18 protein-coding genes are annotated in these 23,168 nt (G+C 59.9%); 9 read left to right on the plus strand and 9 right to left on the minus strand.

Features of this window, described 5'->3' with window-relative positions:
* From IG168_RS07970 to IG168_RS07985, 4 genes are all read right to left on the minus strand, one after another.
* Window positions 1-978: a glycosyltransferase family 2 protein gene (locus IG168_RS07970; protein ID WP_193163692.1), complete on the minus strand. Its 978-nt coding sequence runs from the start codon at window positions 976-978 to the stop codon at window positions 1-3.
* Entirely contained in the window at window positions 971-2,335 is a 1,365-nt protein-coding gene (locus IG168_RS07975) for an O-antigen ligase family protein (protein WP_193163693.1), read from the minus strand. Before IG168_RS07975 ends, IG168_RS07970 begins: the two co-directional genes overlap by 8 nt.
* Before the next feature lie 54 nt (window positions 2,336-2,389).
* On the minus strand, window positions 2,390-3,655 hold the full coding sequence (locus tag IG168_RS07980; protein ID WP_193163694.1) for a Coenzyme F420 hydrogenase/dehydrogenase, beta subunit C-terminal domain: 1,266 nt from the start codon (window positions 3,653-3,655) through the stop codon (window positions 2,390-2,392).
* Between the two features lie 141 nt (window positions 3,656-3,796).
* The gene (locus IG168_RS07985) at window positions 3,797-5,065 is read right to left on the minus strand and encodes a polysaccharide pyruvyl transferase family protein (RefSeq protein WP_193163695.1); all 1,269 of its coding nucleotides are present in this window, start codon (window positions 5,063-5,065) and stop codon (window positions 3,797-3,799) included.
* A gap of 546 nt (window positions 5,066-5,611) precedes the next feature.
* Between IG168_RS07985 and IG168_RS07990 the strand changes: the two genes are divergently transcribed.
* Both IG168_RS07990 and IG168_RS07995 read left to right on the plus strand, forming a co-directional pair.
* Entirely contained in the window at window positions 5,612-7,108 is a 1,497-nt protein-coding gene (locus tag IG168_RS07990) for an oligosaccharide flippase family protein (RefSeq protein WP_193163696.1), read from the plus strand.
* 13 nt (window positions 7,109-7,121) lie between these two features.
* Window positions 7,122-8,627, plus strand: coding sequence for a hypothetical protein (locus IG168_RS07995; RefSeq protein ID WP_193163697.1), 1,506 nt, complete (start codon window positions 7,122-7,124; stop codon window positions 8,625-8,627).
* Window positions 8,628-8,667: 40 nt separating this feature from the next.
* On the opposite strand, the gene IG168_RS08000 is transcribed toward IG168_RS07995, so the two are convergent.
* Together IG168_RS08000 and IG168_RS08005 are read right to left on the minus strand one after the other, a co-directional pair.
* Window positions 8,668-10,194 (minus strand): right-handed parallel beta-helix repeat-containing protein, encoded by a 1,527-nt coding sequence (locus IG168_RS08000; protein WP_193163698.1) that lies wholly within the window; start codon window positions 10,192-10,194, stop codon window positions 8,668-8,670.
* Between the two features lie 30 nt (window positions 10,195-10,224).
* Window positions 10,225-10,980: a 4'-phosphopantetheinyl transferase family protein gene (locus IG168_RS08005; RefSeq protein ID WP_193163699.1), complete on the minus strand. Its 756-nt coding sequence runs from the start codon at window positions 10,978-10,980 to the stop codon at window positions 10,225-10,227.
* Window positions 10,981-11,148: 168 nt separating this feature from the next.
* Here IG168_RS08005 and IG168_RS08010 point away from each other — a divergent pair, with 168 nt between their 5' ends.
* The 6 genes from IG168_RS08010 to IG168_RS08035 all read left to right on the plus strand — a co-directional run bounded on the left by IG168_RS08010 (window position 11,149) and on the right by IG168_RS08035 (window position 18,097).
* The gene (locus IG168_RS08010; protein ID WP_193163701.1) at window positions 11,149-11,523 is read left to right on the plus strand and encodes a VanZ family protein; all 375 of its coding nucleotides are present in this window, start codon (window positions 11,149-11,151) and stop codon (window positions 11,521-11,523) included.
* Window positions 11,524-11,711: 188 nt separating this feature from the next.
* Window positions 11,712-13,121: an undecaprenyl-phosphate glucose phosphotransferase gene (locus tag IG168_RS08015; RefSeq protein ID WP_319024674.1), complete on the plus strand. Its 1,410-nt coding sequence runs from the start codon at window positions 11,712-11,714 to the stop codon at window positions 13,119-13,121.
* A 131-nt stretch (window positions 13,122-13,252) separates the two neighbouring features.
* On the plus strand, window positions 13,253-14,440 hold the full coding sequence (locus IG168_RS08020; RefSeq protein ID WP_193163704.1) for an outer membrane beta-barrel protein: 1,188 nt from the start codon (window positions 13,253-13,255) through the stop codon (window positions 14,438-14,440).
* Between the two features lie 44 nt (window positions 14,441-14,484).
* Window positions 14,485-15,075, plus strand: coding sequence for a polysaccharide biosynthesis/export family protein (locus tag IG168_RS08025; protein ID WP_226876677.1), 591 nt, complete (start codon window positions 14,485-14,487; stop codon window positions 15,073-15,075).
* 11 nt (window positions 15,076-15,086) lie between these two features.
* Entirely contained in the window at window positions 15,087-17,333 is a 2,247-nt protein-coding gene (locus IG168_RS08030) for a GumC family protein (RefSeq protein WP_193163706.1), read from the plus strand.
* Window positions 17,330-18,097, plus strand: coding sequence for a tyrosine-protein phosphatase (locus IG168_RS08035; protein WP_193163708.1), 768 nt, complete (start codon window positions 17,330-17,332; stop codon window positions 18,095-18,097). Before IG168_RS08030 ends, IG168_RS08035 begins: the two co-directional genes overlap by 4 nt.
* A 48-nt stretch (window positions 18,098-18,145) precedes the next feature.
* On the opposite strand, the gene IG168_RS08040 is transcribed toward IG168_RS08035, so the two are convergent.
* The 3 genes from IG168_RS08040 to IG168_RS08050 form a co-directional block, all read right to left on the minus strand.
* Window positions 18,146-18,997: a carbon-nitrogen hydrolase family protein gene (locus IG168_RS08040; protein ID WP_193163710.1), complete on the minus strand. Its 852-nt coding sequence runs from the start codon at window positions 18,995-18,997 to the stop codon at window positions 18,146-18,148.
* Window positions 18,998-19,092: 95 nt separating this feature from the next.
* On the minus strand, window positions 19,093-20,448 hold the full coding sequence (locus IG168_RS08045; protein ID WP_193163712.1) for a serine hydrolase domain-containing protein: 1,356 nt from the start codon (window positions 20,446-20,448) through the stop codon (window positions 19,093-19,095).
* 133 nt (window positions 20,449-20,581) lie between these two features.
* Window positions 20,582-21,727 (minus strand): hypothetical protein, encoded by a 1,146-nt coding sequence (locus IG168_RS08050; protein WP_193163714.1) that lies wholly within the window; start codon window positions 21,725-21,727, stop codon window positions 20,582-20,584.
* 354 nt (window positions 21,728-22,081) lie between these two features.
* On the opposite strand from IG168_RS08050, the gene hppD reads away from it, so the two are divergent.
* Window positions 22,082-23,167, plus strand: coding sequence for a 4-hydroxyphenylpyruvate dioxygenase (gene hppD / locus IG168_RS08055; protein ID WP_193163716.1), 1,086 nt, complete (start codon window positions 22,082-22,084; stop codon window positions 23,165-23,167).
* Window position 23,168 lies beyond the last annotated feature (1 nt).

Below are 23,168 nucleotides of genomic sequence, written 5' to 3' on the forward strand. Positions count from 1 at the left end.
TCAGTAACTCTCGCGCAGCTGGCGCTTCAGGAACGACCACCACAGGCGACGCTGAGTGTCGTATTCCCGCTTGTGTAATGACAACAATGCAAATGCGGCAATGCGGAGGGCGCAGCCGCCGGTGATCGCCAACCGGGCCGCCATACACGCGGCCGCTGACCGATGCTTGCGGAAATACTTCAACTTGGACTGGTATAGAAAGTGCACCTTGTTGATGCTGCTGACAGTTTTACTGCCGATATGGATAACCCTCACCCGGTCGCTGACCAGCGGTCGCGCACCCAGCACGCGCGCACGTCGACACAGGTCTATCTCTTCCGAATAGAGAAAGAAGCGTTCGTCGAAGCCCTGCAACCGAGCAAACAACTGATAATCCACGAGCAGGCAGCAGCCGGATACCGCATCTACGGAAGCTTCGCCGCGCAGGTGCCGCCGGGGGTAGGCATCGGGGTTCTGTCCGCCGAATGCTTTCAGCAGCGGGTCGAGACACAGCGACCAGCACAGCACACCGGTAAGCGAGGGCTCCCGCCAGGCGCTCTTGCCATCCGGCTCACCATCGGCGCTGCAGGTCACGCCGCCCCAGATCAGTCTCTGTGGCTTGCGCTGCGCGCAGTCCATCAGATTGGCAATGCTGTCCGCAAACAACCGTACATCGGGATTGAGAAACAGAATCGGGGCCGCACCGATAATATGCCGCACGGCCAGGTTGCAACCGGCTCCGAAACCAAGGTTCCTGTTGGATGGGATCACGCGCACGTTGCTGTAGGGCAGTGCCTGTAAGCGTGCCACGGATCCATCAGTCGAGGCGTTGTCGACGATATAAACCATGGTCTCGGCAAACGGATAGTTTCCCGCTGCCAGATCGTCGATCACTGCGCAGATATCCGCACCGCAGTTGAAACAGACAAAAACGATATTGAGTGTCGGTTGCGCCGGCTCGGGCAATGGCTCGGCAAGTTTGAGCACCGCACTACCCATGAGCATGTACCTCGTTACTGGGCCGCGCACCGCGAAGCGCCGGTGAACGTGCAGGCGCTCGCCTGTACGCAGCCAGGGATGTCACACCGACGACTCCGCCGGCAAACAGATAGAAGAGGTTCACCATCTGGCCGAAATAGGCGACGGCGAGAAAGCTGACACAATGGGTGAACAGGGCAACACCGGAGCCCCACAGCAACCACTGCTCCGCGCGGTTTCCACCGCGCCGCAGCGCGCTGCCGAGGCGCAGGAAAATACTGCCGAGAAAGCCCACAAACAGTAGCATTTGCAGCAAGCCGCCGTTGACGCCCTCATAAATATACTGGTTGGTAATGTCCTGCAGCCCCCAGCCCCAGTATGCGGTTGAGGTGGTGCCTATCTGCCACCACTCATCGAAATGGTTGATCGCCTGTTGGATGAGGTTGTAGCGGTGCCAGCCGGTCGAGCCGTTGGACAGGTCGATACGCGAGATCAGGTGCCACACCGGGCTTTGCATGGACAAATGCAGGCCAATCAGGCACAGCAGGGCGCCGCCACAGATCCAGCGCATATGGCGGCGCAGCACGAACAGCGACATTCCGAACATGCCACAGAGAACCGCCATTACCGGTGTGCTCGATGCGGTGTTGATTACGAGCAGGCCCATACAAAGAATGGCGATGGTCAGGAATGTGCGCGACCCGACTTTCGCCATCCACAGGGCACCGAGACAGGGCAGCAGGCTGGCCCAGAAAACACCGGCCATGATCGGGTGAGCGAAGGGGCCCTGCACGCGCAACCGGCCGTTGCGCACGATGATTTCTTCCGGTACGCCGCCGAAGACAGAAAAGAAGTTGTAGCCGGTAATCCTCTCCAACAGGAACAGCACCAACATCGGCAACGAAATAATACCGAGCCACACCAGCAGGCGGCGCAGGTCCTCCAGCGAGCGGATATACAATCGTCCAATCAGGTAAGCACCGACGGAATCGACGGCACCGCCGGCACTGGTCACGACGCCGTGCCAGCTATTGGTCAGCAGGCCGTAGGCGATAAGCCCCCAACACATCCACAGGATCAGCAGCACATCCGGCATGCCGAGGCGCAGGCCACGAAAATGCCCGCGCAGTGCCGCAGCGCTCAAGGTGGCGAGAATGATGATGCGGATAAACGTGAAGTCCAGTGAAAATACCGCGATACGCTGGGCGCCGGGCAGCGCTACAGCGATTAACAGGAGTGGCAGTATCGCGTAGCGCCGAGGCAGCAGTAGCACCGCCAGCAGGGCCAGGAGTAGGGCGACCAATCCCGGCGGCTGCATCAGTGTGTGATCGGCCCAGAGGACCCCACCGAAATTTTCGGGCATTTGGCGTTCGTTCATCGTGATACCTCGTTTTGCCGACTGGCAAAGAAAATCCTCTCAGCACTGATTTGCCTACCCGGCACTCCCCGAGTCCAGGCCGGCAGGCTTGCGTAGCCGTTTGGTAAAAATGCGCTTCACGGTACCGAGTATCGACCGCAACTTTTCGGTGAAGTCCAGCTCGTGCCACCAGAAAGGGAAAAAGGAAAAACCGGAAAAGCTTGGCGTCGCGGCACCAAATAGACGCAGGGTGTGCAGTCGCGCCCAGAGGTTGCCACGCACGGCGATCAGGTCGGGTTGCGAGCGCGGCAACAGGCTCAGGTCATTGCCGCCGACGGTCAGGTAGCCGGCTGCCACCGCGCCGCGCAGGATGTCCAGTCCTCTCTGCGTACGTACCACGATCAGTGAGCTACCGCGTTCGTCTTCGCCTACCTCGCGATACCAGGGATCGCCCACGGAAATATCGGCAAACTCACCGGTGTGATCCGGGCAGATGTAGCAGCGCCACTGCCGGTGCCGCTGCAAAAAGTGCCAGGACTCGGCGTAACTCAGTTCGCGGCGCTCGGACGAATCCTTGTCACCCTGATATTCGACTGCCCATTTTCCGGGCCAGCCGTTGCCGCGATAGCGCAGGGAGCTGATCCGCTCAGGTGTACTGGCACCTTCCTGTGCTGCCAGTTTCAGTGAGGCGGCGGTATTGGGAACGCCCGCGCAGAAGAAGGCGATGGTGAGCCCCAGGTTTTCCCGCAGCCGCGATGAAAGTTTCTGTGCCGCGCGCGCGGCGGCTATGTCGCAGGGTTTGCCGATAAAAACGCAGGGGCCGGCGGCATCGGCAATCTGCGCGAGTTGTGCGCAGGGACTGGAAGGCGCATAGCGGGATCCGGTCGCCGCAAGGAGGCTGGCCCGGTCGCGACTGAAAACGGTGCGATTGCAGTACGGCTTATCGGGATCCGCAGCCGTATGTAATACGCCGTGCATGGCTCGTTCCTGCAGGCAGTAAAGTGCCAGCGCGGTGGCCGCTCCGCCGCTGGAAGCGGCAAAGCGGATTTCGTCGTCGCACGCGTGTCCTTCGAGCACTTCATAGACCGGGCCCCAGGCATCGCGCATGGAGGTCGCCAGGCGCGCATCGCTGGTATCGTAATCGTGGTGTAACTGGATCCCGGGACAGGCACTGAAAGCGCGACCGGTGGTCTCTGGCGCATCGTCCCTGACTTGTGGGCGGTGGCCTTCGGTGGGGATATTGAGCATCTTGAAACGCTGCGGCTCCAGCGCTGCGCAGACACCGCAACCGGTGCACAGGTGGCTGCGGCGGACATCCTCAATCGTTTTAATAATCTGCATGCCAATCCGTATTTGATGCTGGAGATCGCTACCAATAATCAAACTGCTTTGGCGCTGGTCGATAAATCTTAGTTAGCGCTGGCATCCGTGGCCGTAAAAACTGCGAAGAAAGCCGCCTTTTTCGGCAGTAAATCTGAACACTCAGTCTCCGATACAACTCATGGCTATCTGATCCATTTGCTCGCGGGCCTGGGCCATGACTGCGGGCAGGCTTTGGCGAAGTGACTGCTGCAGCGCGGAGCGCCGGCAGAAAGATTCGAACACACCGTCAACTAGTTCAGCGGTGTCTAGCGCGCGGGGATCGAACACCTGTTGCTCCTGATCACAGCTTGCAAATACGCCGCGGGCCTTGTCGCTGTAGGAAATGGTTGCCGTGGGTACCGCGCTGGACAGCGCGGCAATGGTCGAGTGCATTCGCGTGCCGCAAAACCAGTCTAGCTGCGCTATGGCCCATTTGATTTCGGACTCGCTGTAGTGGTGGTCCAACAGTATGACGCGCTCCCGCTCTGTGGCGGTGAGTTTGGTCAACACGTGTTTGCTCGCCGCGAGATCGGACTCCTCGTGGTCTTCGGGTGCGTGTACATGGGGAACCAGCATTACACGGGCATCGGATTTTCGCAGGATTCGCTGTAACAGCTGCTGTACAGCAGCGCGGTAGTCCGCGTTAAATCCGTAACGCGCCGTGGCAGCGTGGGGGTTGTTGTAGATCAGGCCGCTGACGTTGAGCCCGGCCCAGGGAGTGTCGCGTTCAGTCAGCAGTGTTTGCAGGGCGCTACTGTCGTCTTCCGCGGGGCGCAGCGCCGGCAGCAGGAAGGCGACATCCACGCCACACTTGTGGCGCTTTCGATCGATATCCCCGCCGAGCAAATCCGCCAGCAGTTCAAAACTGTGCCGATCTCGAGCCCAGGCAGCATGGCAACAACGCACAATGTCCCTTGCAATGGCGCGCCGGCGCGTTGAACGAAAAGGCCCGTATGTTTGCGGCAGTAATATAAGTGGTCTCTGTTGCTGCAGCACAAGTTGCTTGGGGCGGCAAATCAACTCAAATCGCTTGTCGCCGTACAAGTCGGTAAAACTGTCACCCCCGCTGATATCAAGCACGGCGCGAGCGCGCTTGATGACCTCGATACCGGGGTTTTTCAGTCCCGGTAGCAGCGTGCTCAAGCGCATGTGGGCCAGGCTTTCGCGCCGGTAAAAACGCCGTGAGTTGCTGAGTCCGCACAGGTGGTATTCGAAGCGCTGTTGCTCCAGATCGAGTTGATGCCGGCGCACACCGCGACCGTTGTCGAAAATCCAGAACTCAGACTCTGGCAGTCGCTTGGAAATACCGAACAATACCGAGCGAGACAGGGCATTGACGCCCAGGTTGCCGGTATCCGGGGCGGCTCCGAGCAGTGCGATCCGGGTCATAGGTCGCTTACCTTTTTGGGTGTAGAAACGGGGGAGCTGATGCGTTTTCGGACAGCCTGCGTGGAGGAACCCAGCGCCCGATTCTCAGCAGCGGAAAGACTCTTAGAGTGCATCGGACTATCTCTATTCCTGCTGAAACTGTAAAAACGAAATGAGGGTATTCCTTGCAATGATTACGCCGCAAAACTGCAGTCTTTATTGGCCCGACTTCAATCGACAAGATCCAGCGGGCAGGAAAACTATAGCTAAACTGTGTTGGTCCGCTCTCTGAATGACGGTCAATGCTGCAGGTTTTTCCCACAAATTTTGGAGTGACCGGGTGCCGTATCACGTAAAGAAAAAATGTGACTTTTGGTTGGCAACAATCAGTGAAGCTGATTCCTGAAAATAGAAAAATTTAAAACATAATGCTTAAGGGTGAATTTTAACGTTTGAAATTTAATGCCGTTTTTACCGCCAGTCACTGTTTCGTACTTATTTCGCGCTGGTCGGTAAAGTTTTCGAGTAGATTTTTACGACTGTGATGTCAGTAGTAGGAGTGCTTTTTTGTCTATCCGTCTGAGTATCATGAAAGGCGCGTCAGTGCTCACGGTCAGCCAGGCCGTTGTTGCCGCCAGTACGTTTTTTCGCAATGTCATCATCGCCAGGCATATCGACACTGAACAATATGGTATTGCCACTACCTTTGCCCTCACCGTTTCATTGGTGGAAATGACGAGCAACCTGGCGCTGGATCGCGTGTTAGTGCAGGATTCGGAAGGTGATGGTGACGACATGCTGGGGTCGGCGCACCTGTTGCAGTTTATCAAGGGCCTGTTGATTGCCGCCGTTCTGTTTCTAATCGCCACACCGGTGGCAACCATCTTTGGTCTTCCCCACCTGATCGGTGCGTTTCAACTGCTGGCAGTGGTTCCAGCACTGCAGGGCCTGATGCACTTTGATTTCGTGGTGCGCCAGCGACAGATGGAATTCTTTCCCACGGCGTTGTATGACGCGCTGCCACAAATCCTGACGCTTGCAATCGCCTTTGTTGCTGCCCGTGTATTCGATGACTATCGCGTAATGCTGGCAGTGATCATCGTGCAGTCTGCGCTCTACGTGTTGATTTCTCACCTACTGGCACGACGGGCGTATCGCTGGACAATGAACTGGAGGCTGGCGCGTCGCAAGCTGGAGTTTGGCTGGCCACTGCTGGTCAATGGCTTTTTGATGTTCGGTATCTTTCAGGGTGACCGCGTCATCATCGGCACCCAGTACGACATGCATACGCTCGGCTGGTACAGCGTCGCCTTCTCCCTGTGCATGTTGCCGACGCTGATTTTCGCCAAGATGAGTGGTTATCTGCTGATGCCGATACTGTCGCGCAATCGGGAACAGGGCCCTGTCTATGCGCAGTGTTGTGATTTCACCCTCATCGCGTGCTTTTGCTTTGCCCTATTCATGGTCACCTTTTTTGCCGTAGCCGGCACCGCATTGATTCACCTGAGCTTTGGTGAGCAGTATCTGGATGCAGCCAGTGTGATGTTGTGGCTTGCCATCATGCAGGCACTGCGCATCGTTCGCATCGCCCCCTCGGTAATTGCCAACAGTCAGGCGCGCACCAAAAATGCAATGTATGCCAATATTTTCCGGTGCACGGCACTGCTATTGGCTATGGGGCTCGCCCTACGCGGCCAGCCCGTCGCCTGGATCGCTGCCAGCGGAATCGTCGGCGAATGCCTGGCATTGTGCGTCTCTGTCTATCTGGTAGAGCTTGGAAGTCACAAGAAAAAATTTGTCGAAAAACTGGCGCAGCTTGCCATCTGCGCGGGTGCCCTGGTCACTATGGTTGTATTCCTGGCTGATGGTCTTGGGCCAGCAGCCACCATTGTCGGAAACCTGGTAACGGTACTGACGGGGGCCGCCGTGGCCGCGTTGGCCGCGGTGCTACTCGGGCTTTCGCAGCGTGCAGTAAGGGCCGAGGGCCTGCGCCTGTGGCGTTTTGCCCGCGGGTCCTCGTCTGTATCACGTCGCCCGCTGGCAATCGAAAAGCAGAACTCCTGAGGAAGAGAGGCCAATGGATTACCACAAGCAATTTATCCTTGCCCGTCAGCCACTGGACTTGCCGGGCTGGCGCCAGATAGGCTGTCGCGATTGGTGGCTGTCACTCGCCGGCAATGTACCGCTGGTGACACTGCGCGATACCGCAGGCGCTGAACTCGGCTATCTGGTCGGTTGGGTCATTTTTCGCGGTCGCCTTTTGGCGGATGGCGACAGCATCACGTCCCGGCAGCAGACCGATGGCATGATCGACGAGTACGACGAGCTGGGCGGACGCTTCGTTTACTTTGTCACGCACGGTAGTGAACTGGCGGTGCTCACGGATGCAGCCGCGCTAATGCCGGTAGTCTACAACGCCGACCAGCAGTTGCTTGCCTCGACGCCCAGTATTATGTCGCTATTGGAACCGCAACAGTGGGACGAGTCGGTGAAGCGAACGTTCCTCGGTGGTAAGGGTGAAGTCTGGTATCCGTTCGGGGTGACCCCCTATGTCGGCGTCCGGCGACTGCTGCCGAATCACCGGCTGGATCTCGGCAGCTGGAATGCAGAACGGCTCTTTCCTCTTGCCGCTGGTCCGGGCCTGCGCGGTGATGCCAGCTGCAATGTCGAGGAAGCAGTTGCGCGGATCGCCAAACTTTTAAATGACAACCTGTATGCCCTGGTGAACCAGGGTCACGATGTGATCCATCTTACCGGTGGATTTGATTCGCGCATGGTACTCGCGGCGGCCAGCAATATACGCAACCGCGTACAGTTGCAGACCGTCAAACTGGATGGTGATCCCAACCGCCTCGATTGTCATATCGCCAGCAAGCTCGCCCGTCGGTTTTCCCTGCGGCATAGACTGATTCCATTCGTGCGACCGACGGTGGAGGAAGTGGAAGCCTGGCTACAGCGCAGTGGCTATTGCGTGGAGGATGTTGTGACCACGATGTGTGCCACTGCCCGCGTCCACGACCAGAAGCGCCATGAAATTACCGGCACCTGTGGCGAGGCGCTGCGCGCACCCTATTGGTACGCCGGCGATGAACATTGCGAGGACCTGACAATTGTCGAACTGCTACAGCGTTTTGAGATAGTGGTAAACGATGAGACCAAACGGTTGTGTAAAGGCTGGCTCGATGGCCTGCCAGCGGGGATGAGCGTCGGCAACCTGCTCGATCTCGCCTACGTGGAACTGCGGGTTGCCTGCTGGGCGGGGCCAAGTCTGTACGGGCATGACATCCTACTGCCGTCAATCAGCCCCTTTAGTAGCGGCGCCTACTACAAAACCATTCTTTCGGTGCCGGAGCCCCAGCGCATTAATAATAACCTCGCCCGTATGCTGGTCAGTAACCTTTGGCCCGAGCTGCTGCCCATACCGGTCAATCGCGCGCAGGGTCTCGATAAACTGCGGTTTATTCGCCAGGAAATCCGCCGCACCATTCCCATCGAAATTCGCGATCGGATAAAGCGTCTGCTCCAGTCCCTGCGTGTGGAGGGCAGTCCGCTGGAAAAATACCAGTCGAAGAGCCGGGGATAGGGCGGCCGCCTATCCCCGTCACCGTCCCGTCAGTGTGCCGTCAGTGTGCCAGCGTTGCGCAATCGCTGCCGTCTTCGCAGTGCACGGACACCGGTGTTGTCGCCGGCGCGGGCTTGAGAAAGATCTCCTGTATCGGTCCCGCGGTCGGTGTGGCAATCTCGCTGCGCCTTACCGGCGCGCGCAGAAATCCGTTGGGATCCACCTGGCCGAGAAAGGTCTCTGGCAACTCGGCTTTATTGACCAGCTGGCGGGCCAATGACTGCGGTGCCAGGGTCAGGTCGAGCAGGGACCTTTCCGGGAAAGACAGGTCATTTTTTACGGTGAAGAAAGTTCCGTCCTCCAGCAGGGTCGGGCTGCCGCCGCAGCCAAGATAATCGTCGACCATCACCTTGGACGATCCGCTGCTCGAGCGCGCATGCCAGCGGTCTCCCATACGCAGCGACCAGAAAAAATTATCGCGCTCGAGGGCCTTCTCCGGAATCATTACCGCGCCGGCAAAAATATTGTTGTAGAGCTCCAGGCCGGAGCCGTCGTAGCCATCGGCAACATTGTGCACATTGATGGCGACGTTGTAGCGATAGCGCGCGTCATTGGCGACACCATGGCAGGGGCCGGGGCGCTTTTTGGCAAAGAAGAAATTATTGCGCAGGACGATGTTCTCACCCAGGTTATAGATGCGCAGGGCATTGTTGTTGGAAGTGTCGTAGAGCGCATTGCTCTCGAAAAGAATATTCTTATAGGCCTTGACGTCGTCGACGGAGTCTCCGGCGTAGAGCATCATGCCCGAAGAGCTGCCAATGCCGTGCATCAGGTTGCCGCGCACCACCAGGTCATTACTGCTAATGGCAATAATACTCTGGTGTGGCTTGTCGACCGCCAGCGGGTCCTGCGGGTAGCGGGTGTAATCCGCACCGGTTATATGGTTGTACTCGATCAGGCCATTTTTGCTGCCACTCATATACATGATGCCCGATGCGCCTTTCACGGTAATGAAATTGTGCCGCACGGAAACATCGACGGAATTGCGGATCAGCACGCCGCGAAAAACCTCATACAGCCGGTTGTTTTCCACCAGTACATCTGCGCTCCTTTTCAGGTCGATCCCGTAGACACCGGAGTCCGGCCCACGCGCCCAGTGATCCGAGTGCAGCTCACTGTTCAGCAGGCGGAACTTGTGCGCGTTGGTGAGCGTCACCAGGCGCATACGCTTGTCGCTGAAAATTTCGAAGCCGTCGAAAATCAGTTGTGCATCGGCCGGTTTGGCATAGTTCAGTTCGATGCCACCGAGCCTTGGCCGCTCCCCGGGTGCGGCCTTGAAGTGGAGGTAACCCTGCCACCGCGAGGGACGACGCTCGATAAAGGCCGGGTAGTTGCCGCTGTGGACATAGACGGTCGCCGGCCCCTGCAATACTTCGCGGGCATGCGTCAGTGTGGCCCAGGGGGCCTTCTGGGTGCCCGGGTTGCGGTCACTGCCGCGGTTGGCATCCACATAGTAGGCGGCGCTGGCTGCGCCGCTGAGTAGCAGTGCGGTAAGCAGGAGTCCGAACCGGAATAGGGCGTGTTTCATCGGAGATTACCTTTTGGTTTTTGCCTGGAGTCAGCTGCGCGGCGTGGCCAGGTGGCATATGCAGAGACCTTCGGTTCCGGGCAGCGACAGGCGCAGTAGGTGGGCGCGTGGCAGGCGCGGCCGGCAGTAGCCGCTCGGCCGGCCGCCGTCGAGTGCGAGTTCGATACTGCGCGGATTCAGGCGGATACCGAGACCGGTGAGCTTCATCAGCGCTTCCTTGGCGGTCCAGTACTCGAAGAAACGCCGCGGCGCCTCGGTTTCTTCACAGGCGCCTAGTGCGTCGCATTCCCTCGGCGTGAATACTTTCCGGCACAGTGCGTCGTGCGGTACTGCGTGATCCACCAGCTCGATATCGATACCCACCGGGCGCGACCGGGAGATGGCGCAGACGGCGAGGTGGCCACTGTGTGACAGATTGAAATACAGAGGGTTGTTATCCAGTGCCGGCTTCTGCCCCGGTGCGCCGACAATCGGTACCCGCTGCGGTGGCGTCTTCAGGTGCCAGCTGAGCAGCCGGCGCAGGTAACCGCGTCCGCGCAGGTAGTAGTCGCGGTCGCGGGCGTAATGAAAGCGATCGGCGCGTTGCCGCTCGGCGTCGTTGACGCAGCTCAGGGCATCGTCGATGGAAATTCCGCTGTCGTCGTGCAGCGTGTAGGTGTAGACGGAGATGTCGCTGCTGAAAACATGCAGTGCTGCGCTGGTGGAGTTCATTGTGCTGCCATTTTTATGGGCCTTATCCGGTGTATCGGCGATCTCGCGCTGGTGCGCATTGCCGCTTTGCCGCATAGTTATAGTCAATCCCGACCGCGCTCTGTGGCGACTGGCGGGAGGAGCCGCGCAAAGGCTCGCGATTGCTGTTAGCCCCTTCGGCTGCGGCGATTTATTCAGTAGTACGGAAAGCTCAAAAACCCCGGTTTTTAGGTCAGGACGCGCAGGGAGCAGACAGGGAGTAGTATGAAAAGGTGGTTTGGCAGCGGCTCACAGTGGTTCAGTGTGACGGCGTTGCGCGCGGTATTTTTTGCCCTGTTGATGTTGTGCGTTTACGTCGGCCTGCGTGAGAGACCGGTACCGGAGATTTTTCGTCATTTTGACTGGGTGCTGCACTGGGGGGCCTTCTTCTGCCTTGCCTTGCTCAGTTTCCTGGTCTTCCCACCCCGTACCTGGATTCTGGCAATACCGCTGCTGCTGATCGCCGGTGGCGGTATTGAATTATTGCAGGGCGCTTTCCTTCCCGATCGCACCGCTTCCTGGAGCGATTTTTCCGCAGATACCCTCGGCGTATTTTTCGGGGTCGCCGCCGGTGCACTGTTGCGTGTTTACCGGCGATAAAACGCCCCCGGTGCCAAAACACCACTAGCAAAATTTATTGTGACAACTTTCACATTTTGGGATTGATCTCTTCCACAACTGTGCCAATATCCTGATCAAAAGTTGCTCAATATGATTGATGTTTGATCATTATTACATCCGAGCAGTTTGTACTTGAAGTCAGGTGGTCGCCCAAGGAGGTTGGGGCAGTGCAAAGGGGATGGATCCGCGCCTATCAGAGCGATCTCGCGGCAGTTTATCGCGCGATCGATGGCCTGTTAATCATGGGCGCGCTGGTATTGAGTTTGGAGTTCTGGGGGCTCGGTTTCAGCAGGGACTGGCTCATCGTCGGCCTGCTGGCCACGGCAGCTTTCGCGGTGATGGCGGAACCGGTGGAGTTGTACCGCTCGTGGCGTACCGACAATTTCCGCAGCATGGCAACCACGACGGGGCTGGCGTGTGTGTCGGTATTTCTGCTGCTGCTGATCATCGGCTACTTCGGGCCATGGGGCGACGCCTATCCCCGCGCCGCAGTGGGCACCTGGTTCGCACTTACCTTGAGTGCGTTGATCCTGTGGCGCTTCATATTGCGCAGCCTGCTCGCCTATATGCGGGTACACGATCGCAACACCCGCAGCGCGGCGATCATCGGCGTGACCGAGTCGGGCCTGCAGCTTGCCAACGACCTGGCCGCCAATCCGCAACTGGGTATTCGCCTGCGGGGCTGTTATCGCATTCCCGGAACGGATTCGGTGGCGGCGACGGACATGGCTGCCGCCGGCCTCGGGCGCATTGGAGAATTGCAGCAGGCGGTGCAGGCAGCGCGCGCGGGCGAATTGGACCTGGTGTACATCGCACTGCCGATCGAAGAGGCAAAGCGTATCGGCGAGATCCTTGCCGCGTTTTCCGATACCACGGCCACGGTGCACCTGCTGCCGGATATTTTTGGAAGCAACCTGCTCCATGCCCGCTGGCAGAGGATCGGCCGCAGTTCGGTATTGAGCATTTACGACACGCCGATACACGGTATCAGCGGCTGGATGAAACGGCTCGAAGATGTGGTGCTTTCGAGCGTGGGTTTGCTGTTGCTGGCACCGCTGATGCTGCTGATTGCGGCGGGCGTCAAGCTGTCTTCACCGGGGCCAGTATTTTTCCACCAGCGCCGCTACGGGTACTGTGGTTGCACCATCGATGTGTGGAAATTCCGCAGCATGACCACCCAGGACGATGGCGAAAAGATCGTACAGGCGCGCCGCAATGATCCCCGCGTCACCCGGTTCGGAAGCTTCCTGCGCCGCACTTCCCTCGATGAACTGCCCCAGTTGTTCAATGTGTTGCGCGGTGACATGTCCATTGTCGGCCCGCGCCCTCACGCGGTGGCGCACAACGAGCAGTACCGCAGCGTCGTCAGTGGCTACATGCTGCGCCACAAGGTTAAACCGGGTATTACCGGCTGGGCGCAGATCAATGGTTGGCGCGGTGAGACCGACACGCTGGAAAAAATGCACAAGCGTGTGCAATACGATCTCGATTACATCCGCAACTGGTCGATGTTCTTTGATCTCTACATTGTTCTGATGACGGTATTCAAAGGGTTTACCAGCAAGAACGCCTACTGATGACCAGTCCGACTTTTTAAAAAAATTGCATAAATTCCATCCACACCATCTGTGTACAGAATCTAGACTTACCACTCCCAAGGAAGTGGTACAAAAGTACATAAAGCTGCAAACGGATTTGAGCTCTGACCATGAACAAAAAACGTTTCCACAGCGGTGTGGCAACCACAGTCGTTTTACTGCTCACTGTGGTGACCGCCGGCTTCGCTTATGCGGAGCCCATCAAGTTGCCGGGCGGTATCGCGTTTACGCCATCGATCGGTGTCGATTTTCGCTATGACGACAACATCGATAATGCCCCCGATAATAAAGTCGACAGCTGGGGCGCCGTCGCCAGCCCGAGATTCCTGCTGGAGACAGAGCGCGGCATCGGCAGCTACAGCCTCGACTACGGTTTCTCTCGCGGCGAGTACTTCGACAGTGCACGCGACAACTATACCGATCACCGCCTGTTGGCCGAGGGCAGCTGGGGCCTGGGTGATCGCCACCAGCTGGACCTTGGGCTCACTTACCTGAATATCGAGCAGGAATTCAACGACCGCGTCGCTGAAGATCTCGACAGCCTGCTCTACGAGCGCGACCGCTACCACGATGCGGATGCCAACGTCACCTATACCTACGGCGCCGAAGGCGCCCGCGCACAACTGGCATTGACCGTCGGCCACAACCGCCGCAATTACCTTAATGAGTTACGCGCGCAGGACTGGAATGCCAACTACGCCGGCGCCGAGTTCACCTACAGGGTTGTCGGTGTCACCAACCTTGTGACCCGCATTGACGGCCGCGCCATCGACTATGAACTCGGTGCCCTCACTCTGCCGAATCGCGACGGGAATTTCATGAATTACATGGCCGGTTTCCGGCGCGAGGTGCCGACGCTCACACTGCAATTGCTGGGCGGCATCGGTACGCGCAATTTCGATAATCCGGACATTAGCGACTATACCCGGCCACTGTGGGACGGGCTGGTGTCCTGGCGGCCTACAGAACTCAACGAGCTGACTTTCGCTACCGACCGGCGCGCCCTCGAGTCCCGCGGGCTGGCCAATTTTGTCGACGCCAAAAGTGCCGCACTGACCTGGACCTATGCCTGGACCGACAAGATTTCCAGCAATGCATCTTTCCGTTACACGCGCGCGTATTTCGCCGGTGTGGGAACGCAAGAAAACATCCGCCGTACCACGCTCTCGGGCAGCTACCAGTTGCTTGACTGGCTGGCGTTGCGCGGCGGCGTGGCGGCGATCGACCAGAACGCGGTACCGCAGGCCTTTGCCTACGAACGCCACCAGGTATTTTTCGGCTTTGAAGCCACACCCTAGGCCGGCGGCACGCCGCGCCGGATTTTTAATTTGGGAGTCCGAAGATGACCATGACCATGACGATGAAGACTGACCGTTTCCACCGATTGCGCCGCCGCGTGTCCACACTCGTCCTCTGGGCAGTGGGGGCGCTGATGAGTATCGCCGCCATGGCGGACACCGGTGGTATTGATATGAACAAATACCAGCTCGATTCCGGCGATACCATTTCCATCCGGGTTTTCGGCGAGAAAGACCTGACGATGGAGATGCATCTCGGCGACAGTGGCGTGATCAACTACCCGTTTATCGGCGAGATTCGCGTCGCGGGTCTCAGCCCCAGTCAGCTGGAAAGAAAAATTGTCGCCGGTCTCAAGGGGGATTACCTGATCAATCCCAATGTCGAAGTGACCGTGGTCGAGTACCGGCCGTTTTTTATCAGCGGCGAAGTGAATACACCGGGAAGCTACAACTTCCTGCCCGGCCTTACCATCAACAAGGCCGTGGCCATGGCGAGCGGTTTTACCCCGCGAGCATCGCAACGGAAGATCAGTGTGGAGCGTGGGCAGGGCGACAGCAAGCGCAGCTTCAAGGCCAACCTGGATACAAGGCTGTATCCCGGTGACATCGTCACCGTCGAACAAGGATTCTTCTGAGGGTTTTCGGTATGAGTAACAACACGCATTTTGACAGCGATGAAGCTGCCGACGAGCAGGGCCCGGACCTGCGCAAATACCTGCAGATTGTCCTGGCGCGCAAGTGGCTGATCGTCGGACTGACCGCGGCTATTACCGCGCTGGTGGCCATTATCGTGCTGGACATGTCATCGCGCTACAAAGCCACGGCGACACTGATGTTCGAGTTGGACAGCGCCAACCTGGTGTCGGTGGAAAAACTCTACGATGTCGGTTCCCAGCAGCGGGACTACATCCTGACGCAGACGGAGCTGCTGCAGTCCCGCGAATTGGCTGAGCGGGTCATCCGCAAGCTCGACCTGCTCGACAATCCCGAATTCGAGGGACAACTGCAGAGCGAAAGCTTTGACCCACTGGGTTTCTTGTCATTTTCCGACCGCGAGGCAAGTGCCGGTGGCCACGTCGACCGGACCCGGATGGACAAGGTCGTCACGCTATTCCTGAAGAGGCTCACCATCGAGCCGAAGCGCTACACCCATCTGGTCGACATTACCTTTGAGGCGCATTCGCCGTCACTGGCGGCGCAGGTGGCCAACACCGTGGTGGCGGAATACATCGCCAGCCAGGAAGAAGCCAAATCGCAGTTCACCAACCGCGCGAGCTCCTGGCTGCAGGAACGGCTGGAAACCCTGCGCGGCAAGCTGGAGCAGTCCGAAGCCGACTTGCACGCCTTCCGCGAAGCGGAAGACCTGGTGGACGTCAGTGGCGTGAACAGCCTGGCCGAGCAGGAATTGAATGAGATGACGGCACAATTGCAGGATATGCGCCGGCAGCTGAAACAGATTTCCAGCGTCTACGAACAGATGCACGACCTGGAAGGCAACGAGCTGGCGCTAGCCAACCTGCCGGAAGTGTTGAGCAATCCGATGATCCAGGAAATCAAGCGCAACGAGGCCGAGGCCAGCCGCAATGTGGCCGAGCTGTCGCGCCGCTATGGTCCCAAGCACCCGGACATGATCGCTGCCAACAACAAACTGGCCATGGTGCGGGAGCAACTGCGCACCGAAGTACGCAACCTGTCGGCCGCCATCGAAAGTCAGTATGTGACTGCATTGACTCGCGTCAGTGCGCAGGAACTCGATGTGAAGCGGGCGAAGGAAAACTACCAGGAAGTGTCGCGTAAAAAATTCCGCTACGATGAATTGCTGCGCGAGACCGAAGTCAACCGCAAGCTGTTCAATACCTTCCTGACCCGCGTCAACGAAACCCGCGAGACCACCGGTTTTGAAACCGCTCCGGCGCGTCTCGCCGATCCGGCGGTGGCACCGGAGCGCCCGGCGTCGCCCAATCGCAAGCTGGCAGTGGCCGCGGCCTTCGCCATCGCGCTGATGTTCTCGGTGGCATTGACCTTCGTGCTGGATTTCCTGCACGAGGGTGTGCGCAGTCCGGAAGATGTGGAAATGTACCTGCACCAGCGCCTGATGGGAGTGCTGCCGGACGTGAGCAAAGCCAGCGGCGAGCGCCTGCCACTGCGCACTTTCTACGATCCGGAGCAGTTTACCTTCAGCGAGTCGGTGCGCACGCTGCGCACGGGCGTGGTCCTCAGCCGTCCCAGCGAGACAGGCCGGGTGATCGCCGTGGCCTCGTCGGTACCCGGTGAGGGCAAGACCACCGTCGCCCAGAGCCTGGCCTTTGCACTGGCGCAGGTGGAAAAAGTGCTGTTGATCGATGCCGACCTGCGCAAGCCTGTCATCGGTATGGATTTTGCGGTGCCGGAGGGCCACCCCGGGCTGGCTGAACTGGTCGAGGGCTCCAGCGCCATCGATGAATGCATTTTCCGCGACGAGAAAAGCGGCGTGCACCTGGTGCCGGCCGGAGTCCAATGCGAGGACCCGCAGAAGCAGCTGGTATCGCCGCAATTCGGCGAAATGATCAAGGTGCTGGCGCGCAGCTACGATCGCATCATCATCGATACGCCGCCGGTGCAGGCGGTCAGCGATGCGCTGATCATCGCGCGGCAGGCCAACTCGATCCTCTATGTGGTCAAGTACGACGACACCAACAAGCGCCTGGTCAGCAAGGGTATCGATCGCTTCCGGCAGGTGGGTGCCGAAATCGACGGCGTGGTGCTGAACCACGTGGATACCAGCCGCAATTCGGCCTACGCCGACGAGTACCAGGGTTACGGCTACGGCCGGGAGGAGCGGTCCCGCAAGGCTGCAAGTGCGGAGCCGGCCGGCGCCGAACTGCAGAAACTGGACAGCGAAAAGGCCGTATGATCGATCTGCACTGTCACATGCTCCCGGGCGTCGATGACGGTGCCGCCACACTGGCGGAAGCACTGGGGCTGGCGCGCGCGGCTGTCGACGACGGCATTACCCACGCGCTGGCCACACCGCACGTGCATATCGGCCGTTACGACAACGACCGCGACCGACTCGCCGACGCCTTCGGTAACCTGCGCCGGGCACTGATCAAAGAGCGGATTCCGCTGCGGCTTGGACTGGCCGCCGAGGTGCGCCTGACCGATGACATCCCGCGTTTGGTGGAAGAGGAGCAGTTGCCGTTTATCGGCGAGTGGCAGGGCGATTGGGTGCTGCTGCTGGAATTGCCCCACAGTCATATCCCGCCAGGCGTGGAGCAAGTCTTTGCCTGGCTGGCACGGCGCAATATCCGCGTGCTCATTGCTCACCCGGAACGCAACCGCGACATACTGCGTGACTTCAAACAGGTACTGCCACTGGTGCGCAGCGACTGCCTGTTGCAGGTCACCGCCGGAGCCGTGGCCGGGCACTTCGGCGCCGGCGCGGAGCGCCGCGCGCGTGAGTTACTGACAAGGGATATGGTGACGGTGCTGGCCACCGACGCCCATCACCTGCAGCGTCGTCCGCCGGTCCTGGCCGCCGGGCGCATTGCCGCGGAAGCCACGGTCGGCGAGTCCCGCTCATGGGATCTGGTGCAATACAATCCCGCCTCGCTGGCCGCCGCGCACTTCGATTTTCCGATCTGCATGCACTCGGCCGCTGTGGCCGAGTATTCCTAGTCCCAGCCGATATTCCCCTTGTGCAAGCCTGTGCGCTCCCCGATGCTCTCAGAGTCGCCGCATATCGAGCAGCGGCATGCTGCGTCGCACCGCTGCCAGTTTATTTCCCTCCAGCATCGCGGTAATCACCGCTTCGCCCTCGCCGGCCTCGGCGACGATATCCCCCCACGGATCAATAATGGCCGAATGGCCCCAGGTGCGCCGCTTCGGTGAATGGCTGCCGCCCTGGTTGGCGGCAATCACGAAACAGCCGTTCTCGATGGCGCGGGCGCGCAGTAGTGTCATCCAGTGAGCCTGGCCGGTGGTGTGGGTAAACGCGGCCGGCACCAGAAAAACCTCGGCGCCGGCAATGGCCAGCTGGCGGTAGAGTTCGGGGAAGCGCAGGTCGAAACAGATACTGAGTCCGAGTTCCGCCCACGGAGATGGGGCGACACAGGTGTCGTCGCCGGGTTCGATGCTGGCGGATTCCCGGTAGCTGCCGGCGGCATCGGCTACCTCGACATCGAACAGGTGAATTTTGTCGTAGCGGGCGCGCAGTGCACCGCGGTCGTCATACAGCAGGCACGCGGAACGGCTGCGCCGGCCTTGCACCGCTGCGCCATCGGGTCTTTCCGACAGTGGGATGGCGCCGGCCACCAGCCACAATCCCAGTTCCGCGGCCCAGGTCTGCAGCGCGTGCTGGATCGGCTGGTACTCGGCGCTGGCCGCGCCGTCAGCGGCAAACGGCTCGGCCGCAGCAAAACTGCCGCGGTCGGACAGGTGGGCAAAGTTTTCCGGCAGCAATACCAGCTGGGCGCCGCGGCTGGCGGCTTCCACGAGCAGGCTGTGGGCCCGCGCCAGGTTATCGGCGACGCAGTCGCCGCTGATCATCTGCACGGCACCGACACAAAAATCCTTCACGGTCGGACTCCCTGTTTTGCGGTTGGCGAGAGTGATTGTGCCACGGCTCGCGTTTGCCCGCCGGGGCCTGTCCACCTGGGACTGCTCTCCGGGGATCAGGCGCCCGGCAACAGCGCGGCAAAATTGGCGCCGGTGGGGTAGCCAGTGGCGCTCCAGCCCAGGCGCACCACCACCGTATTGGTAGACGGCGAGATCATCACCACCTGCTTGCGGTTGCCCTGCATGAAATAGGCATCCTGCGGCAGCTGCGGGTAACGCAGCTGTGCGCCGCCACTATTCAGCCAGAACTGGTAACCGTAACGCGGCTCGTTGTCGCTGTGGTTCGGCGCGGCGGCGCGCGCAACCCAGTCCTTGCTCAGCAGGCGCTGGCCGTTCAGCGTGCCGCGATTGAGCATCAGCTGGCCCAGGCGCGCCCAGTCCCGCCCCGATGCATAGATATAGGAGCTGCCGACGAAAACACCGCTCGGATCCATTTCAAAAACCGTGTGCGTCATACCCAGCGGCTCGAGGATCTGATGACGAAAAAAGTCCAGGTTGGCCTGGGCGGTGCCGCCGACGCGCTCGTGCAGCCACCGCGCGAGCAGGTTGGTGGTGCCGGAGGAATAGGAGAAATGCTCGCCCGGCTGGAACATGGCCGGGCTGGCCATGGCCACGTCGGACGCGCTGTGTACATTGAACAGCATCTTGGTGGCGTCGCTGCCCGGTGCATAGGTCTCGTCGAATTTGAGGCCCGACGACATCTGCAGCATGTCCTGCAGCGCGATCTGGCTGCGCGCGTCACCGCGCCACTGGGGAAAGACCGGTTTGCTGCGGGTGTCCGCCAGCCCCAGGGTTTCCAGGCGCCCGAGCATGATCGATGTCAGGCTCTTACCCATGGACCAGCCCAGCAGCGGTGTCTGCGCATTGATGCCATCGCCGTAGGCCTCAGCCACCAGCTTGCCGTCCTGAACCACCACCAGCGCGCGGGTGTGCAGACCGGCGACGTTGTCCCGCGCGAGCATTGCCTCGACCCGCTGCTGCAGGTCCGCGTCGATGGAATGCACGGCGCTGCCCGCCGGCCACTCCGCATCAGTTGCGGGTGGCGGTGCGGCGGTAACGCGATCCAGTTCGCTGGTATCGCCGATGTCCAGGGTGCAGCCGAGGCCGGGGCGGTAGGTGGCGCTGGTAGTGGCCATGCCCAGCAGTTCCGCGGTTACGGAATGGTCGCCGTACTGCAGGTCGAGCAGGCGGTTGGCCGGCGAATAGGAGGCCAGGTCATCGCGAATGCGCTGGTCATCGAAGCCAGACACAAAGCGGCCGGAGCAGGCCAGCTTGGCGCCCATGCCGGTGGCTACGCGCACGGCGTTGCCGAGCTGGGTTACCGAAAAACCGAGCAGTTGGGGGGCGAGGAAAGTCAGGGCCAGCGCCAGGCCGACCGTGACTGTAAACAGTATCTTTATCGTTGTTTTCATGGTGTTCCCGCTGATCGGGTAGCCGCCGTGTGCGAATACCGGAATGGTCGTCAACGGATTGTATCGGCCCGGCGGCGCGCTTTGCTGGTTCGTTTGAGCCGTCTTTTCGCCCTCTGTATGTTGCTGGATGTCGCTAGCTGGCCGGTACCGCAAAAATCGTGATAAACGCCAGAGCCGCCGCCACCAGTGCAAAGAACAACTGCCGGGCGCGGGACTCGCTGACACTGATCGCCACCAGGCACTGCAGGAAGTAGTAGAAGGCGAAGGCCCGCGAAGCCAGTGCGACTATCTCCAGGGTGTCGGCCAGCCACGCTAGTCCGATGGCGCCACTGCCGACCAGCACGGTACCGAACTTGAGCTTGAGTTGGTTGTTGGTCACTTCCTCCAGGTTGCCGGATGCCGCCAGGGTGTCGGCCACCGCGGCGGAAAACTGGCTCAGGGCGGCGGCGATCACCAGCGGCGCGACCAGCAGCCCGGAGGCCGCCGCCGCGAGCTGGATCAGGCTGTTGTCGTCGTAGTGGCCGTCGAGGGTATGTACCAGCGGCAGGGCGACGGCAATGAATACCAGGTACACGCCGGTGGAGATCAGCTGCGAAAGCCGGGATGCGCGGATGCGGGTGCGCGAATCGAACTCCTCGCCAAGGTAGCGGGTCGTCTCGAATCCCTGCACGACAATCAGCGTGCCGGCGACGATCGTCAGCATCTCCCAGACGCTGTGGGGCTTTGCCTCGAAGAAGGTCAGCCCTTTGGCAGACTGCCAGGTGTGCAGGTCGTACAGGGCAAAGCCACCGAGCAACAGCACAATGATGAGCAGGGTGATGGCCAGCGCCCAGTCCTCCAGTATCGACAGGCCGTCCAAGCCCTTGGTAACACCGATCGCAATGATCAGCAGGATGATGGTGGTGGTCAGCAGGTCCTCGTTGATGCCCTTATCCAGATGCACGCTGCCGAGCACGAAGGCGGAAAGGATATGCAGGTACAGGCACACCGAGATGATATAGGCCAGTACCAGGGCCAGGTCGGAACAGCGTTCGAAGGCCAGGGTGGACTCCTTTGGCTGCCCCTCGAGTGCCGGTTCCGCCTTGGCGATATTGAAGCGGACAACACTGCCGACGCAGTAGGCCAGCCCGCACACCAGCGCCATCGTCGGCACCGCATAGACCCCCACCGCGCCGGCCAGGATCGGCACTATGACCAGAAAGCCGCTGCCGAAAATGGATGACAGCGGTGTGCTGGTGGCCTTGAATAGCGCGCGGGCTTTGCCGCCATTGCCGCTCATCGCCGCCGGCCGCTTGCGGGTTCAACCATGCGCCCCATTTTCACCTCTCCATCTGCTCGCTGAAACTTCTGCTGCTTAAGCTTTGTCCACGTTAGAAATAGTGGCAAACCGGCGGCGCCGCTCACCGGCGAATTGGCGCGGAAAGTCCGCCAGTTCCGGCTTTTTCGCGCGGTTTGGATACCTTTTCATTACGCAATCCTCAAACGTGACCAGATGTCGGCGCGGGGTTCGCAGATTCCCGCCGCATTGCTTGACATTAGTTACACGTGCAACTAAGTTCGTTGCACCTGAAACTATCCAGTCCGCTGCCGTATCGACAAAGCGGCGCAAATGAGAGAGATAACGGAGGACCACATGGCCGATTTATTTGAAAACCCGATGGGTCTCGACGGCTTTGAATTCGTCGAATTCACCGCGCCGGAGAAGGGCATCCTGGAAACCGTCTTCGATGCCATGGGCTTCACCAAAGTGGCCCGCCACCGCACCAAAGACGTCGAGCTGTGGCGCCAGGGCGACATCAACTTCATCACCAACTACGAGCCGGGCAGCCACGCCGACTACTATGCCCGCGAGCACGGCCCGTCTGCCTGTGGCCTGGCCTTCCGCGTCAAAGACGCCACCCTGGCTTACAATCGCGCGATCGAGAAGGGTGCGCAGCCGGTAGAAGTGGAAACCGGCCCGATGGAATTGCGCCTGCCGGCGATCAAGGGGATCGGCGGTGCCACCCTGTACCTGATCGACCGTTATAAAGAAGGCGAGACCATCTACGATATCGACTTCCACTGGCTGGAAGGTGTCGACAAGCACCCGCAGGGCTGTGGTTTCCACACCCTCGATCACCTGACCCACAACGTCTATCGCGGCCGCATGGACTATTGGGCCAAGTACTACGAAGACCTGTTCAACTTCCGCGAGATCCGCTACTTCGACATCAAGGGCGAGTACACCGGCCTGCTGTCCAAGGCCATGACCGCGCCGGACGGCAAGATCCGCATCCCGCTGAACGAAGAGGCGGCCGGTGGCGGCGGCCAGATCGAAGAATTCCTGATGAAGTACAACGGCGAGGGTATCCAGCATATCGCCTTTGCCTGTGACGACCTGGTGGCCTGCTGGGATCGCCTGAAAGAGCGCGGCATGGAATTCATGACCCCGCCGCCGAACACCTACTACGACATGTTGGAAGAGCGCCTGCCGGGCCACGGCGAGCCGACCGACGAGCTGAAGAAGCGCGGCCTGCTGCTGGACGGCACTACCGAGGGCGGCCAGCCGCGCCTGCTGCTGCAGATCTTCTCCGCCAACATGCTTGGCCCGGTATTCTTCGAGTTCATCCAGCGCAAGGAAGACGAAGGCTTCGGTGAGGGCAACTTCAAGGCGCTGTTCGAATCCATCGAACGCGACCAGCTCGAGCGCGGCGTGATCGGTGACAAGAAAGAGGCCTGAG

This window comes from Microbulbifer hainanensis, assembly GCF_014904735.1.
GTDB classification, from domain to species: domain Bacteria; phylum Pseudomonadota; class Gammaproteobacteria; order Pseudomonadales; family Cellvibrionaceae; genus Microbulbifer; species Microbulbifer hainanensis.

Coding starts and splice junctions, on each gene's coding strand:
- IG168_RS08010 (WP_193163701.1), top strand. CDS start 11,149: ATGAAAAGGTGGTTTGGCAGCGGCTCACAGTGGTTCAGTGTGACGGCG.
- IG168_RS07985 (WP_193163695.1), bottom strand. CDS start 5,065: ATGACCCGGATCGCACTGCTCGGAGCCGCCCCGGATACCGGCAACCTG.
- IG168_RS07970 (WP_193163692.1), bottom strand. CDS start 978: ATGGGTAGTGCGGTGCTCAAACTTGCCGAGCCATTGCCCGAGCCGGCG.
- IG168_RS07975 (WP_193163693.1), bottom strand. CDS start 2,335: ATGAACGAACGCCAAATGCCCGAAAATTTCGGTGGGGTCCTCTGGGCC.
- IG168_RS08000 (WP_193163698.1), bottom strand. CDS start 10,194: ATGAAACACGCCCTATTCCGGTTCGGACTCCTGCTTACCGCACTGCTA.
- IG168_RS08020 (WP_193163704.1), top strand. CDS start 13,253: ATGAACAAAAAACGTTTCCACAGCGGTGTGGCAACCACAGTCGTTTTA.
- IG168_RS07995 (WP_193163697.1), top strand. CDS start 7,122: ATGGATTACCACAAGCAATTTATCCTTGCCCGTCAGCCACTGGACTTG.
- IG168_RS08005 (WP_193163699.1), bottom strand. CDS start 10,980: ATGCGGCAAAGCGGCAATGCGCACCAGCGCGAGATCGCCGATACACCG.
- IG168_RS08045 (WP_193163712.1), bottom strand. CDS start 20,448: ATGAAAACAACGATAAAGATACTGTTTACAGTCACGGTCGGCCTGGCG.
- IG168_RS08050 (WP_193163714.1), bottom strand. CDS start 21,727: ATGAGCGGCAATGGCGGCAAAGCCCGCGCGCTATTCAAGGCCACCAGC.
- IG168_RS08025 (WP_226876677.1), top strand. CDS start 14,485: ATGACCATGACCATGACGATGAAGACTGACCGTTTCCACCGATTGCGC.
- IG168_RS07980 (WP_193163694.1), bottom strand. CDS start 3,655: ATGCAGATTATTAAAACGATTGAGGATGTCCGCCGCAGCCACCTGTGC.
- IG168_RS08035 (WP_193163708.1), top strand. CDS start 17,330: ATGATCGATCTGCACTGTCACATGCTCCCGGGCGTCGATGACGGTGCC.
- hppD (WP_193163716.1), top strand. CDS start 22,082: ATGGCCGATTTATTTGAAAACCCGATGGGTCTCGACGGCTTTGAATTC.
- IG168_RS08030 (WP_193163706.1), top strand. CDS start 15,087: ATGAGTAACAACACGCATTTTGACAGCGATGAAGCTGCCGACGAGCAG.